13 protein-coding genes are annotated in these 14,788 nt (G+C 68.9%); 4 read left to right on the forward strand and 9 right to left on the reverse strand.

The window, feature by feature from the left end:
• Nucleotides 1-50: 50 nt before the first annotated feature.
• Together ACT9AS_RS12990 and ACT9AS_RS12995 are read left to right on the forward strand one after the other, a co-directional pair.
• Nucleotides 51-2,546: a PBP1A family penicillin-binding protein gene (locus ACT9AS_RS12990; protein ID WP_445100570.1), complete on the forward strand. Its 2,496-nt coding sequence runs from the start codon at nucleotides 51-53 to the stop codon at nucleotides 2,544-2,546.
• A 67-nt stretch (nucleotides 2,547-2,613) separates the two neighbouring features.
• Nucleotides 2,614-3,312, forward strand: coding sequence for a hypothetical protein (locus ACT9AS_RS12995; RefSeq protein WP_445100571.1), 699 nt, complete (start codon nucleotides 2,614-2,616; stop codon nucleotides 3,310-3,312).
• A gap of 85 nt (nucleotides 3,313-3,397) precedes the next feature.
• Here the strand turns inward: ACT9AS_RS12995 and ACT9AS_RS13000 are convergent, their stop codons facing one another.
• The 9 genes from ACT9AS_RS13000 to ACT9AS_RS13040 all read right to left on the reverse strand — a co-directional run bounded on the left by ACT9AS_RS13000 (nucleotide 3,398) and on the right by ACT9AS_RS13040 (nucleotide 13,292).
• Nucleotides 3,398-4,714 (reverse strand): citrate synthase, encoded by a 1,317-nt coding sequence (locus ACT9AS_RS13000; protein WP_445100572.1) that lies wholly within the window; start codon nucleotides 4,712-4,714, stop codon nucleotides 3,398-3,400.
• Between the two features lie 252 nt (nucleotides 4,715-4,966).
• Nucleotides 4,967-5,209: a type B 50S ribosomal protein L31 gene (locus ACT9AS_RS13005; RefSeq protein WP_215219584.1), complete on the reverse strand. Its 243-nt coding sequence runs from the start codon at nucleotides 5,207-5,209 to the stop codon at nucleotides 4,967-4,969.
• A gap of 102 nt (nucleotides 5,210-5,311) precedes the next feature.
• The gene (locus ACT9AS_RS13010; RefSeq protein WP_445100573.1) at nucleotides 5,312-6,247 is read right to left on the reverse strand and encodes a nucleoside hydrolase; all 936 of its coding nucleotides are present in this window, start codon (nucleotides 6,245-6,247) and stop codon (nucleotides 5,312-5,314) included.
• A 36-nt stretch (nucleotides 6,248-6,283) separates the two neighbouring features.
• On the reverse strand, nucleotides 6,284-8,434 hold the full coding sequence (gene recG / locus ACT9AS_RS13015; RefSeq protein ID WP_445100574.1) for an ATP-dependent DNA helicase RecG: 2,151 nt from the start codon (nucleotides 8,432-8,434) through the stop codon (nucleotides 6,284-6,286).
• Nucleotides 8,427-8,810 (reverse strand): Rid family detoxifying hydrolase, encoded by a 384-nt coding sequence (locus ACT9AS_RS13020; RefSeq protein ID WP_445100575.1) that lies wholly within the window; start codon nucleotides 8,808-8,810, stop codon nucleotides 8,427-8,429. The genes recG and ACT9AS_RS13020 overlap by 8 nt, the downstream gene beginning before the upstream one ends.
• Before the next feature lie 173 nt (nucleotides 8,811-8,983).
• Nucleotides 8,984-11,164 carry a RelA/SpoT family protein gene (locus ACT9AS_RS13025; RefSeq protein ID WP_445100576.1) on the reverse strand — a complete coding sequence of 727 codons (2,181 nt, stop codon included), beginning with the start codon at nucleotides 11,162-11,164 and terminating at the stop codon, nucleotides 8,984-8,986.
• Nucleotides 11,165-11,268: 104 nt separating this feature from the next.
• Nucleotides 11,269-11,568, reverse strand: coding sequence for a DNA-directed RNA polymerase subunit omega (gene rpoZ, locus ACT9AS_RS13030; RefSeq protein ID WP_445100577.1), 300 nt, complete (start codon nucleotides 11,566-11,568; stop codon nucleotides 11,269-11,271).
• 242 nt (nucleotides 11,569-11,810) lie between these two features.
• Nucleotides 11,811-12,428 carry a guanylate kinase gene (gene gmk, locus ACT9AS_RS13035; RefSeq protein ID WP_445100578.1) on the reverse strand — a complete coding sequence of 206 codons (618 nt, stop codon included), beginning with the start codon at nucleotides 12,426-12,428 and terminating at the stop codon, nucleotides 11,811-11,813.
• A 3-nt stretch (nucleotides 12,429-12,431) separates the two neighbouring features.
• Entirely contained in the window at nucleotides 12,432-13,292 is an 861-nt protein-coding gene (locus tag ACT9AS_RS13040; RefSeq protein WP_445100579.1) for a YicC/YloC family endoribonuclease, read from the reverse strand.
• A 93-nt stretch (nucleotides 13,293-13,385) separates the two neighbouring features.
• Here ACT9AS_RS13040 and rph point away from each other — a divergent pair, with 93 nt between their 5' ends.
• Together rph and rdgB are read left to right on the forward strand one after the other, a co-directional pair.
• A complete protein-coding gene (gene rph / locus ACT9AS_RS13045; protein ID WP_445100580.1) occupies nucleotides 13,386-14,144 on the forward strand; it encodes a ribonuclease PH in 759 nt (252 codons plus the stop codon).
• A 30-nt stretch (nucleotides 14,145-14,174) separates the two neighbouring features.
• The gene (gene rdgB, locus ACT9AS_RS13050; RefSeq protein ID WP_445100581.1) at nucleotides 14,175-14,768 is read left to right on the forward strand and encodes an RdgB/HAM1 family non-canonical purine NTP pyrophosphatase; all 594 of its coding nucleotides are present in this window, start codon (nucleotides 14,175-14,177) and stop codon (nucleotides 14,766-14,768) included.
• Nucleotides 14,769-14,788: the final 20 nt, after the last annotated feature.

Genomic DNA, 14,788 nt, shown 5'->3' on the forward strand with positions numbered 1-14,788 from the left:
GCTCCTCTATACTCCACCCCATCGGCTCCCGCAATTCGGAATTTTCCTTGATGCCCCGTTTTCGTCGCCTGCTGCGGTGGGCTTTGCTGGCCACGGCCGGCCTTGCGGTACTTGGTGTAGTCGCGCTCGGCACCGTGTATTACCTGGTCTCGCCGACGCTGCCGGAAGTCGAGACGCTGCACGACGTGGACCTGCAGGAGCCGATGTACGTCTATGCGCGCGACGGCCGCCTGATGGCGGTGTTCGGCGAGACCCGCCGTTATCCGGTGCAGATCGAGGCGGTGCCGGAGCGGCTCAAGCAGGCCTTCATCGCAATCGAGGACAACCGCTTCTACGAGCACCACGGGGTGGACTACATCGGTGTCGCCCGCGCGGTCTGGCTGCTGGCGACCACCGACGACCAGCGCGTCCCCGGCGGTTCGACCATCACCCAGCAGGTCGCTCGCCAGTTCTTCCTCAGCTCCGAGTACAGCTACACCCGCAAGATCGCCGAGATGATGCTGGCGTGGCGGATGGAGCGCGAGCTCAGCAAGGAGGAGATCTTCGAGCTGTACCTCAACAAGGGTTTCTTCGGCAATCGCTCCTACGGCGTCGCCGCGGCGGCCGAGTTCTACTACGGCAAGAACCTGGACCAGCTCGACCTGGACGAGATGGCGACCCTGGCCGGCGTGCCCAAGCATCCCTCCAGCGGCAACCCGCTGAGCAACCCCGAGCGCGCGCGCCTGCGTCGCGACTACATCCTGCAGCGGATGGCGGCGCTGGGTTACATCAGCAAGGTCGAGATGTCCCGCGCCCAGGCGGTGCCGATGCACGCGACCCCGCACGAGCCGCCGATCCAGCTGTATGCGCCCTACGTGGCCGAGATGGTGCGGCAGGAGATGATCGCCCGCTTCGGCGCCGAGGCGCTGACCAAGGGCTACCACGTCACCACCACGATCGACCCGGACATGCAGCGCGCGGCCAACCAGGCGATCCGGGACGGACTGGTGCTGTACGACCGCCGCCACGGCTGGCACGGCGTGGAACAGAATTTCGACCTCGCCGATGGCGACGGCGCCGAGGTCGTGCGCACCCGGCTGCGCACGATCGCGACCCAGACCGACATGCTGCCGGCGATCGTGCTCGGTACCGAAGGCGGCAACGCCACCCTGGTGTTGCGCAGTGGCCGCGAGATCACCCTTGGCAGCGACGACGGCTTCGGTGGGCGCAGCCCGGGAAGCCTGCTCAAGCGCGGCGACCTGGTCCGCGTGCGGCATGCGACCACCGGGCCGGACGGCAAGGAGCAGGCCGGCGCGACCCCGGAATACAAGCTGACCCAGATTCCGCGGGCCCAGTCGGCGCTGGTGTCACTGGAGGCCGACACCGGCGCTCTGCGCGCGCTGTCGGGCGGCTTCAGCTTTGCGGGCAGCAAGTTCAACCGGGCGACCCAGGCGCGCCGCCAGCCGGGCTCGAGTTTCAAGCCGTTCCTGTACGCGGCCGCGCTCGAGCGTGGCTTCAACCCCGCCTCGATCGTCCTCGACGCGCCGGTGGTGTTCCAGGATCGCCGCGGCCATGTCTGGCGTCCGCAGAACGACGGCGGGAAATTCTCCGGTCCGATGCGGTTGCGCGAGGCGCTGGTGCGCTCGAAGAACCTGGTGTCGGTGCGCCTGCTCGACGCCATCGGGGTCGACTATGCGCGCAAGTACATCAGCCACTTCGGCTTCGAGGAAGCCAGCCTGCCGCCGAACCTTTCGATGTCGCTGGGCACCGCATCGCTGACGCCGCTATCGATCGCCCGCGGCTACGCGGCATTCGCCAACGGCGGCTTCCGGGTCACCCCGTGGTTCATCCAGGAGGTCAAGGACCGCGATGGCGCGGTGGTGTTCGAGGAGGACCCGCTGACGGCCTGCCCGCATTGCGGTGGCGGCCAGCGTCGCGCGGTCGCCAGCCAGGCCCGCAGCAGCGTGGTCGAGGGCTTCAACCTCGGCCCGGCCACTACGACGCCCGAACCAGCCGCAAACAGGGCCAGCAAACCGGCCGAAACGATCGAGCCGCCCGCCGACATGAAGGTCGCGCCGCGCGCGATCGATTCCCGCGTCGCCTACCAGATCGTCTCGATGACCCGCGACGTGGTCCAGCGAGGCACCGGCTACAAGGCCAAGGTACTGGGGCGCGAGGACGTGGCCGGCAAGACCGGCTCGACCAACGACTACCGCGACGCCTGGTTCTCCGGCTTCGGCGGCAACCTGGTGACGACCGTGTGGGTCGGCCGCGACAACTTCGAGGGACTCGGCCGCGGCGAGTACGGCGGCAAGGCGGCGCTGCCGATCTGGATCGACTACATGCGCGTGGCGCTGGAGGGTCGCCCGATCGCGACCAACGAACCGCCCGAGGGCATGGTCGAGGTGTCCGTCGCGGCCAACGGCAGTCTGCTGCCGGCCGGCAGTGGCGGCATCGTCGAATGGGTCAAGACCGAGGACCTGGAGCGGATGCAGAGCTACGCCGCGTTCGATGACGTCAGCGCGGCCGAAGCCGCGAAGGCCGAAGAGACATTCGATATCTTCTAGCGCGTACCGGCCTGCGCCGCGGCAGGCCCCGGTGCGCCAGGGTTGTCTTCCGCTCGTGGAGGTCGCCATGCCGCGCCACAGATCGTCCACCAGGCCAGGTCCGGGGTCGGCAGGAGCCGGCTCCCGGCGTCAGGCACACGCACAGCATGCCGAAACCCGGGTCCGCGAACGTCGCCACCGGGTCGCCCACGAAGCCGCGCGACTGATGGCCGAAGGCGGCCTGCGCGATTACCGGCAGGCCAAGCTCAAGGCGGCACAGCGGCTGGGGATTACCGACGACGCTTCGTTGCCGCGCAACCGCGAGATCGAGGAGGCGCTGCGCGAACACCAGCGCCTGTTCCAGCCCGGTGCGGACAGCGAACTGCGTCGGCGTCGCGAGGCCGCCTTGCGCGCGCTCGAGTTCTTCCAGCCATTCGACCCGCGGCTGGTCGGCCCGGTGCTGGAGGGCACCGCGGATGCGCACAGCCCGGTGGCGCTGCACCTGTACAGCGACGATGCCGATGCGGTCGCGCGCTTCCTGGAGCAGCAAGGAATGCCGGCCGAATCCAGCGCGCGGCGGTTGCGACTGGACCGGGAGCGCAGTGGCGACTTCCCGGTGTGGCTGTTCAGTGCCGAGGAACTGGCTTTCGATCTCACCGTGTTGCCCCGCGCCCAACTGCGCCAGGCACCGTTGTCCACGATCGACGAGAAGCCGATGGTGCGTGCGAGTGCCGCGCAGTTGCGACAACTGCTGGCGGACGAGGAAACCAGGGGCCACCGGAACTAGGCGGCCGGCCCGTGCGATTGCGCCGGGAGCAACCCAAAAAAAAACGCCCCGACCGGGGCGTTTTTCGTCTGGACTGTCGAAGTCCTCAGCGCTGGTCCATCGGCACGTAATCGCGGTTCGCCGCGCCGGTGTAGATCTGGCGCGGACGGCCGATCTTGTTCTCCGGATCGTTCTGCTGTTCCAGCCAGTGCGCGACCCAGCCGGCGGTGCGGGCGATCGCGAACATTACCGTGAACATCTCGACCGGGATGCCAAGCGCCTTGTAGATGATGCCGCTGTAGAAGTCGACGTTCGGGTACAGCTTGCGCTGCACGAAGTAGTCGTCCTTCAGCGCGGCCTCTTCCAGCTTCAGGGCCACGTCCAGCAGCGGATCGTTGACGCCGAGCTCGCCGAGCACCTCGTGGGTCATCTTGCGCACCAGCGCGGCGCGCGGGTCGTAGTTCTTGTAGACGCGGTGGCCGAAGCCCATCAGGCGGAAGCCGGAGTCCTTGTCCTTGGCCTTGTCGACGGCCGACTGCACGTTCTCCGGGCGGCCGATCTCGTTGAGCATCTTCAGCACGGCCTCGTTGGCGCCGCCGTGCGCCGGCCCCCACAACGCGGCGACGCCGGAGGCGACGCAGACGTACGGGTTGGCGCCGGTCGAGCCGACCAGGCGGACGGTCGAGGTCGAGGCGTTCTGCTCGTGGTCGGCGTGCAGGATGAACAGCAGGTCCATCGCCTTGGCCGCGATCGGGTTGAGTTCCAGCGGCTCGCTCGGCACTTCGTACAGCATGTGCAGGAAGCGCGTGGTGTAGTCGAGGTTGTTGCGCGGGTAGCGCAGCGGCCAGCCGATCGAGTGGCGATAGCACGCGGCGGCGATCGTCGGCACCTTGGCGATCAGGCGGATCGCGGCGAGGCGGCGCTGCTCCGGGTCCTCGAGGTCGAGGTCGTTGTGGTAGAAGCTCGCCATCGAGCCGAGCATGCCGACCAGCATCGCCATCGGATGGGCATCGTGGCGGAAGCCGCCGATGAAGCGTTTGAATGCCTCGTGCATCATCGTGTGGTGGGTGACTTCGTGCTCGAACTTGGCGAACTCGGCCGCGTTCGGCAGCTCGCCGTTGATCAGCAGCGAAGCGACCTCGAGGAAGCTGGACTTCTCCGCCAGCTGCTCGATCGGGTAGCCGCGATACAGCAGCGTGCCCGCCTCACCGTCGATGTAGGTGATCGCCGACTTGCAGCTGGCGGTGGCGGTGAAGCCCGGGTCGTAGGTGAAGCAACCGGTGGCCTTGGGCAGCTTGCCGATATCGATGCACGGCGCGCCCAGGGTCGGGTGCTGGACCGGCAGCTCGACGTTGGTGTCGCCGGCGGCAAGGGTGACCTGGCCAAGGCTGGAGTCGGAAGAAACGGGCTTTGCAGAAGACACGGAGCACTCCTCATGTCGACGTGCCGCACCACGGTGCGACACGGATGGGGGGACAAGGGTCGCGGCTCGCCGCGATCCCCAATTATCGCACAATGCGCAAGGCCGCCGGGACGACGGCAACCGGGCACGTCGGACCCGGGCCACATGCTGGCCGTCGAGCGCGCCCCGGTGCGCAGGGGCCTGAAACGACGACGGCCGCCTTTCGGCAGCCGTCGTTCAGAACCTGGATACGGCGTGTCGGGCCGCTGCGAATTACTTCGCGTAACGCTTGCGGAACTTGTCCACGCGACCGCCGGTATCCATGATCTTGTGCTTGCCCGTATAGAACGGGTGCGAAGCCGACGAAATGTCGACCTTGATCAACGGATACTCGTTGCCGTCCTCCCACTTCACCGACTCCTTGCTGCCAAGGGTCGAGCGGGTCAGGAACTGGAAGTCGCTGGTCACGTCCTGGAACACGACTTCGCGGTATTCAGGATGGATGCCGGCTTTCATTGGCACTCACCAATTATGCGGAAGGGAGCTGGGCAGTATACCGGGCTGTCTGCGGCCGGCGCAAGCCCACGGAACGGCGCCGGAAACACCCCCGAACCCCGCCTAGCCGGCCGCCAGCGCGGCCTCGACCAGGGCCTCGAACCGTTTCTGGTCGTAGCGCATCATGATCGCCGCGTTGTCGGCGCCGCCGCCGCGCCGCTGCCAGTCCACGACGGTGGCGCCGCGGCTGTGCAGGCCGGACAGCTCGATCGCCAGCGGGCGTTCGGCGATTTCCAGCGCCCCATCGGGGTGCAGGGCATGCGCCATCGCCAGCGCGTCGGCCGAATGCCAGCGCTCGCCGCGGCGCTCGGAAGCCCACTGCCGGGTCTTGTGCGAGATGGTCCCGTAGAAGGTCGCGCGCGCGCTGCCGCACTGCAGCCAGCGCTCGATGTCGGCATGCGGCAGGCCATGTTCGAGTACGGCTTCCCAGTCGACCAGTTCGACCCGGGCGAATGCGTCGAACACGATATGGGCCGCCTCGGGGTCGAAGCCGATGTTGAACTCGGCCACCGCGCTGGTATTGCCGCAACCGGTCACCGCCCCGCCCATCACCACCAGCCGCGCCACGCGTTGCGGCAGAGTCGGGTCGAGCTTGAGCGCGACCGCGAGGTTGGTCAGCGGGCCGAGCGCGACCAGCAGCAGGCGGCCGGCATGCGCGTGCGACAGCCGCAGGATCGCCTGCGCCGCGTGCTCCGTTTCAGCCTGGCGATCTGACTGTGGATACCCGGTGTCGCCAAAACCATCGCGCCCGTGCACGTAGCCGGCATCCTCGGCCGCATGCAGCAGCGGTGCGGCGCAGCCGGCGAACACCGGCGGCTCGACCGCGGCGACTTCGCACAGCTTCAGGGCATTGGCGACCGTGTGCCGCAGGCCGACATTGCCGGCAGCGACGGTCAGCCCGACCACCTCGTGCCGCGGATCGTTGAAGGCCATCAGCAGGGCCAGCGCGTCGTCCACGCCGGGGTCGGTATCGATCAGCAACGGAATCTTGTCGGTCATTGCCCGATTATGCCGGCTGGGCCGGGCGCGATCGACTCAGGCGCTGGCGTAACGCGCCGCGGCCCCCACCCAGCGCGCGACGATCGCCTCGGCGACGTCCGGCGATTCCGCAAGCAGGCGCTCGCCCATCGCATGCACCTGTGGCAGCAGGTCGGCATCGCGCGCGAGGTCGGCCAGGCGGAACCCGGCCAGGCCGGTCTGGCGGGTGCCGAGCAGTTCGCCCGGGCCGCGCAGTTCCAGGTCCTTCTCGGCGATCACGAAGCCGTCGTTGGTGTCGCGCATGGTTTCCAGCCGCTGCCGCGCCAGCATCGACAACGGCGAGCGGTACAGCAGCACGCAACTCGACGCCGCACTGCCGCGCCCTACCCGCCCGCGCAACTGGTGAAGCTGAGCCAGGCCGAGGCGCTCGGCGTTCTCGATGATCATCAGCGAGGCGTTGGGCACGTCGACGCCGACCTCGATGACGGTGGTCGCGACCAGCAGGTCGATCTCGCCGGCCTTGAACGCGGCCATCGTCGCCTGCTTGTCGGCCGCCTTCATGCGCCCGTGGACCAGCCCGACCCGCAACTGTGGCAATTGATCCGACAGCGCCTCGAAGGTGCTCTGCGCGGCCTGCGCCTCGATCTTCATCGCCGCGCCGGGCTTGTCGGATTCCTCCGGGTCGTCGATCAGGGTGCAGACCCAGTACGCCTGCCGGCCTTCGGCGCAGGCGGCGCGGATGCGCTCGACCAGTTCCGGCCGGCGTTCGGCGCTGAGCGCCACCGTCTGCACCGGGGTCCGACCCGGCGGCAGTTCGTCGATCGCGGAAACATCGAGGTCGGCGTAGGCCGACATCGCCAGCGTGCGCGGGATCGGGGTCGCGGTCATCACCAGCTGGTGCGGCACCACCGCCGACGCACCGACGCTGCCGCCCGCGCCCTTGTCGCGCAGGGCGAGCCGCTGGTGGACGCCGAAACGGTGTTGCTCGTCGACGATCGCCAGCGCGAGGTCGTGGAAGGCCACGCCGGTCTGCATCAGCGCGTGGGTGCCGACCACGACCTGGGCCTCGCCGGAGGCGACCTGTTCGAGCACCTTCGCCCGGGCGCGGCCGGTGACCTTGCCGGCCAGCCAGGCGACCCGCACGCCGAGCGGTTCGAGCCAGCCGCGCAGGTTGGCGAGGTGCTGCTCGGCCAACAGCTCGGTCGGCGCCATCAAGGCCGCCTGGCGGCCGGCGGCGACGGCGAGCATCGCCGCCAGCGCGGCGACCACGGTCTTACCGCTGCCGACGTCGCCCTGGACCAGCCGCAGCATCGGCGACGGCCGGGCGAGGTCGACCAGGATCTGTTCGAACACGCGTTGCTGGGCGCCGGTCAGGCGGAATGGCAGTGCGTCGCGCAACCGGTTCGCGAGCCGCGTGTCGCGCAACGCAGGCGCGGCATGGGCCTGCTGGGCGATGCGCTGGCGGCGCAGGCTCAGGTGGTGGGCCAGCAACTCCTCCAGCACCAGCCGGCGCTGGGCCGGATGGGTGCCGGCCAACAGGGCGGCGATGTCGGCGTCGCGTTGCGGCCGGTGCACGGTCAGCAACGCCTCGCGCAACGACGGCAGCCGCAATGATTCACGCAGCTGTCGCGGCAACAGCTCCAGCGCGGCCTCGTCCGGCAGACGGTCGAGGGCGAGACCGATCAGGCGACGCAATGACGCCGGGCCGACACCTTCGACCGCCGGATAGACCGGATCGAGCTGTTCACCGAGCCCGTCATCGTCCGCATCGAGCAGGCGATAACTCGGATGGACGATCTCCAGGCCGTGCTGGCCCGGCCGCGGCGTGCCGTAGCAGCGGATCCGCGCACCGGGCTGGAACTGCGCCACCTGCGCCGCGCGGAAATGGAAGAAGCGCAGCACCACGGTCGCGTGCGAGTCGTCGCTGACCGCGACCCGCAATACCGGGCGGTAGCGGAAACCCCGCTCGACGGCTTCCACCCGGCCCTCGACCTGCGCGGCGACGCCGGGTTGCAGCGCGCGGATCGGGGTCAGCCGGGTGCGGTCCTCGTACTGTCGCGGCAGCTGCAGCCACAGGTCCTGCAGGCAGGCCAGGCCGCGCGTGGCGAGCTTCCCGGCGACCTTCGGGCCACAACCTGGCAGGACGGTCAGCGGCGTTTCGCCGACCGCGGCCAGTGCCGGCGCGGGACGGGCGGTGCGTCTAGCCAACGACCATGATCGCGTCGACCTCGAACGCGGCGCCCTTGGGCAGTCCGGACACCTCGATGGTCGAGCGCGCGGGGTACGGCGCGTCGAAGTAATCGGACATCACCGCGTTGACCGCGGCGAAGTCGCCCAGGTCGGTGACATACAGGCCGAGCCGCGCGACCTGCGCCAGGGAGCCGCCGGCGGCTTCGCACACCGCCTGCAGGTTGTCGAACGCGCGGCGCGCCTGCGCGGTGATGTCGCCGGCGACGATCTCGCCGGTGGCGGGATCGAGCGGGATCTGCCCGGACAGGAATACCGTGGCGCCCATGCGTACGGCTTGCGAATACGGGCCGATGGCGGCCGGGGCCTGGTCGGTGTGGATCGGGGTACGGGACATGCGGGCTCCGGCGAGGTGGGTTGAGCCCGCATTGTAGGAGCGGCTTCAACCGGGAACCAGAAGCGGCGTCGCTGCGTGCCAGCCGGTCGCGAAAAATGCATTCGCATAGGCGGCGATGCGACCGTGCGGGTGCGTAACGCGACGCCGGCTTCCGATCGCGACTTACGTCGCTCCTACAAACGCTGCACGCCCAGCACCACGCCGAGCTTGCGCACCTTGCGCAGCACGTTGGCGAGGTGGCGCCGGCCGCCGACCTCGATAGAGAAACGCAACACCGCGATGTGGGTATCGCGCTCCAGGTACTCGACACGGTCGATGTTCGACTCGGCCTCGGCGATCGCGGCGGCGACCTGCGCCAGGGCGCCGGGCCGGTTGTCGACCTCGATCCGCAACGCCGCGCTGAAGTCGCCGCTGACCTTGCGGTCCCAGCCGATCGCCACCCAGCGCTCGGGCGACTTGCGGTAGTCGGCGACGTTCGGACAATCCATCCGGTGCACGACCAGGCCCTTGCCGGTGGTGTGGTAGCCCATGATCTCGTCGCCGGGAACCGGCAGACAGCAATTGGCGAAACTGATGACGCCGCGCTCGGCGCCGGTGATCAGGATCTTGTCCGGCGATACCGGCGGGCGCTCGACCAGGCGCCGCTCCTCCGTGCCCGGCTCTCGGGCGAGTTGCGCCGCGACCTGGCTGGGCATGCGGTTGCCCAGCGCGATATCGGCCAGCAGGGCCTCCAGCCGCGGGTAGCGGTTCTCCTGCAGGTAGCCGTCCATGCGCGGCACCGGCACCCGTTCGAGCGAACTGTCGAGCACCTCCAGCGCACGGTCGAGCATGCGATGGCCCAGCTGCACGGCATCCTCGTGCTCGATCTGCTTGAGCTGCTGACGGATCGAGGTGCGGGCCTTGCCGGAGACCACGAATTCAAGCCATTGCGGCTTCGGGATCGACGACCGTGCGGTGACGATCTCGACCCGCTGGCCGCTGGCGAGCTTGGTCCGCAGCGGCACCAGCTTGCCGTCGACGCGCGCCGCGACCGCCTGGTTGCCGACGTCGGTGTGCACCGAATAGGCGAAGTCGAGCGCGGTGGCACTGCGCGGCAGCGACAGGATGTCGCCCTTCGGGGTGAACAGATAGACCTCGTCCGGGAACAGGTCGACCTTGACGTTTTCAAGGAACTCCAGCGACGAGCCGGTCGCATGCTGCGACTCGACCAGCCCGGTGATCCAGCTGTGCGCACGGCTCTGGGCACTGTTGGGGCCTTCGCCACCGTCCTTGTAGGACCAGTGCGCGGCGATGCCCTTCTCGGCGATCAGGTCCATCTCCTCGGTCCGCAACTGCACCTCGACCGGCGAGCCGTAGGGACCGAACAGCACCGTGTGCAGCGACTGGTAACCGTTCGCCTTCGGGATCGCGATGAAGTCGCGGAAGCGCGCGTCGAGCGGCTTGTAGGTTGCATGCACGACACCGAGCGCGTGGTAGCAGTCGGCCACCGAGCGCAGCACCACCCGGAACCCGAACACGTCCATGACCTGGGCGAAGTTCTTGTGCTCGGCGCGCATCTTCGTATAGATGCTCCACGGCGACTTGACCCGGCTGACCAGGTGGTGCGGCAGCTTTTCCTTGGCCAGCCGCTGGGCCAGGTTGGCCTCGATCTGCACCAGCGCCTCGCGCCGCACCACCGGTTGCGCGCGGATGCGTTTTTCCAGCACCGCGTGCCGCCATGGATACAGCGCGCGGAAGCCGAGGTCCTGCAGTTCGGCCTTGATCAGGTTCATGCCCAGCCTTTGGGCAATCGGCGCGTAGATCTCCAGCGTCTCGCGGGCGATGCGCTGGCGCGAGGCGGCGTCCTTGGCGCCGAGCGTGCGCATGTTGTGCAGGCGGTCGGCAAGCTTGATCAGGATCACCCGCAGGTCGCGCGACATCGCCAGCAGCATCTTGCGGAAGCTCTCGGCGGTGGCCTCCTGGCGATCGCGGAAGCGCAGCTTGTCGAGCTTGGTGACGCCGTCGACCAGTTCGGCGACGGTCTCGCCGAACTCGGTGGCGATGCACTGCCGGGTCAGCGGGGTGTCCTCGATGGTGTCGTGCAGGATCGCCGCGATCAGGGTTTCGACATCCAGCCCCTGGTCGGCCAGCACCCGCGCGACCGCCACCGGGTGGGTGATGTAGGGTTCGCCGGACTTGCGGGTCTGGCCGACGTGGGCGGCCGCGCCGACGGCCCAGGCACGGCGCAACAGGGCGCGCTGTTCGTCGCCGAGATACGCGGCCGCCTGCTCGAGCGCGTTCATGTAATCGGGCAGCGCCGCGCCATCGTCGATGGACAGCTCGGTGCGGCTGCAGGCGGGCTCGGTGGGGCTCATGCAGGCAATCTACGCGCCCGTCGCATCGGGGCGCAATGCGGTGGCAGAAAGCACGAACCCCGCACTTGGCGGGGTCCGTGGCAAACCTTTGCGGAAGACCGGGCTCAGTCGTCGCCCTTCGACAGGTCGTCGTCGGCAACCACCTCGGCGGCAGCCCATTCCAGCGCCTCGCGCTCCTTGCGCTCGCGCTCGGACTTCTCGATCGCGTCGATGTACTCGGCGTTGATCTCGCGCGCGGCGATCTCGCGCAGGGCCAGCACGGTCGGCTTGTCGTTGGATTCGCTGTTGTCGATCTGCGACTCGACGCCGTTGGCGAGCTGGCGGGCGCGCTTGGCGGCCATCATGACGAGTTCGAAACGGTTGTCGACCACTTGCAGGCAGTCTTCTACGGTAATGCGGGCCATGGGGCTCCTGGCGGCCGGGGCCGTCGATGCAGGTACAAAGGGGACGGGATTGTAGCGGTTGCGGCTGCTCCGGGGCAAGCAGCCGCTTGATAAATCAGTCAGTTACGGCACCGACCCCATGTAGGAGCGACGTCAGTCGCGATTTCCTCGCGGCACCGTACGTCCTGGAAATCGCGACTGACGTCGCTCCTGCATGGAAGCAACCCGGCAAGTACATGGAAACAACCCGGCAAGGTGACGTGTCAGTCGTTGGCCAGCAGGGTCGTGATCAACCGACCATGCCGCGCCACCTGCGCCTCGCGGCGCAACCGGCTGGCGGTGAAGATCGCGCACATCTCCTCGACCGCCACCGCGAAGTGCTCGTTGACGATGACGTAATCGAACTCGCCGTAATGCGACATCTCCTCGCGCGCGGCTGCCAAGCGCTGGGCGATGACCGCTTCGCTGTCCTGGCCGCGGGTGCGCATGCGCTGCTCCAGCGCATCGCGTGACGGCGGCAGGATGAACACGCTGACCGCGCCCGGCACCTTGGCCCGGACCTGGCGTGCGCCCTGCCAGTCGATCTCCAGCAACACGTCCTTGCCCGATGCCAGTTGCGGCTCGACCGACTGCCGGGCGGTGCCCTTCCAGTCGCCATGGACGCGGGCGTGCTCGAAGAAGTCGCCGGCCTCGACCATGCGCTCGAACTCGGTGGCGTCGACGAAGTGGTAATGCTCGGCATGGCGCTCGCCCGGCCGCGGCGCGCGCGAGGTGAACGAGATCGACAGCGCGATGTTGGGGTCGCGCGCGAGCACCGCGTTGACCAGGCTGGATTTCCCGGCACCCGACGGCGCGGCGACGATGTAGAGGGTTCCGCGCATGGGCTACTCGATGTTCTGGATCTGTTCGCGGACCTGGTCGATCAGCACCTTGAGCTCGACCGCCGAAGCCGAGCTGCGGGCGTCGACCGACTTGGAGCCCAGGGTGTTGGCCTCGCGGTTGAACTCCTGCAGCAGGAAGTCGAGCCGGCGGCCGACCGCCTCGCGCAGCTTGAGTACCCGCCGCGCCTCGGCCACGTGCGAATCGAGCCGGTCGAGCTCCTCCTCGACATCGAGCTTCTGCAACCAGATCACCAGCTCCTGCTCCAGCCGGCCCGGGTCCGCCGGCTGGGCGAGATCGGCCAGCCGCGCCTCCAGCTTGGTGCGCTGGCCGGTCCGGATCGCCGGCATGATCTCGCGGACACCGGCGGCGATGGCGGCAATGCCGTCGATGCGCTCGTTGATCACCGTCGCCAGCTTCGCGCCCTCGCGCTCGCGCGCCTTGATGAACTCGTCCAGCACTTCGTCCAGCAACGCCAGTGCCTGCGCCTGCAGCGCGGCGGCATCGGTCGCCGGCGCCTGCAGCACGCCGGGGAACTGCAGCAGCTGGGTGAATTCGGTATGCAGGCCGGGGAAACGCGCCGACAGGTCGATCGCCAGGTCGCTGAGTTCGCGCAGGCGGGTCGGATCGGCATGCAGGCCGCTCGCACCCTCGGGCGAACGCAGGCGCAGGGTCAGGTCGATCTTGCCGCGGCCCAGCCGCGCGGCGATGCGCTCGCGCAGCACCGGCTCCAGCGCGCGCAGGTCGTCGTGCAGGCGCAGGCCGATTTCGAGGAAGCGGTGGTTGACCGAGCGCAACTCGCAGCCGAGCGTGCCCCATTCGGTGGCGCGTTCGCCGCTGGCGAAGGCGGTCATGCTGCGGATCATGGCGGTTCCTGAAGTGATCGATGCCGGTCGGGCAAGGGGCGAATGGTAAACTCGCGCGCCGCAAACCCCCTAACTTCGATGGTAAACCGCCCCATGCCAGTTGCCGGCACGACCGAGTTCTCACGCCCCAGCGGCCGCGCGCCCGACCAGTTGCGCGAGGTGCGGATCGAGCGCGGCTTCACCCGCCACGCCGAGGGTTCGGTGCTGATCAGCTTCGGCGATACCCGGGTGCTGTGCACCGCCAGTGTCGAGAACCGCGTGCCCGGCTTCCTGCGCGGCAAGGGCGAAGGCTGGGTCACCGCCGAATACGGCATGCTGCCGCGCGCCACCAACACCCGCAACGACCGCGAGGCCGCGCGCGGCAAGCAGGGCGGCCGCACGCTGGAAATCCAGCGCCTGATCGGCCGTTCTCTGAGGGCGTGCGTCGACCGCAAGCTGCTCGGCGAGCGCACCATCACCCTCGACTGCGACGTGCTGCAGGCCGACGGTGGCACCCGCACCGCGGCGATCACCGGCGCCTACGTGGCGCTGGTCGATGCGGTGCAGGGCCTGGTCGACTCGCGTGCGATCAAGCTGCCGAGCTGCGGGCGTTCGCCGATCTTCGGCGCGATCGCTGCGGTGTCGGTGGGCATCTACCGCGGCGTGCCGGTGCTCGACCTCGACTACGCCGAGGACAGCGACTGCGACACCGACATGAACGTGGTGATGAACGACGGTGGCGGCTTCATCGAGCTGCAGGGCACCGCCGAGGGCCACGCGTTCCGCCGCGACGAGCTGGCCGCGATGACCGCGCTGGCCGAGACCGGCATCGCCGGACTGGTTGCGAAGCAGCGCGAAGCGCTCGGGCTCTGACCACGTGGGGTCGAGCCGGAGGTGTCGCGCATGAACCGCATCGTTGTCGCCAGCGGCAATGCCGGCAAGCTCGCCGAGTTCAATCGCCTGCTCGGTGACGCCGGGATCGAATTCGTCGCCCAAGGGGAACTCGGGGTCGAGGACATTCCCGAAACCGGACTGACCTTCGTCGAGAACGCGCTGCTGAAGGCACGCCACGCCGCACGCGTGACCGGCCTGCCGGCACTGGCCGACGATTCCGGGCTGTGCGTCGACGCGCTCGACGGCGCGCCGGGGCTGTACTCGGCGCGCTACGCCGGTGAACCGAGCGATGCGGCGCGCAACATCGACAAGCTGCTGGCGGCGCTGGCTGGCGTGCCCGAGGCGCAACGCGGCGCGCATTTCCATTGCACCCTGGTGCTGTTGCGCCACGCTGACGACCCGCGTCCGCTGATCGCGCAGGGCGAGTGGCATGGCCGGGTCCTGGCCGCGCGGCGCGGTACGGGCGGCTTCGGTTACGACCCGCTGTTCCTCGACCCGGACACCGGGCTGAGCGCCTCCGAGCTGGACCCGGGCACCAAGAACCGCGTCAGCCACCGCGGTCGCGCGCTGGCGATCCTGCGCGAAAAGCTCGGCCTGTTGTAGGAGCGACGTAAGTCGCGATT

The organism is Lysobacter sp. F60174L2 (assembly GCF_052547135.1).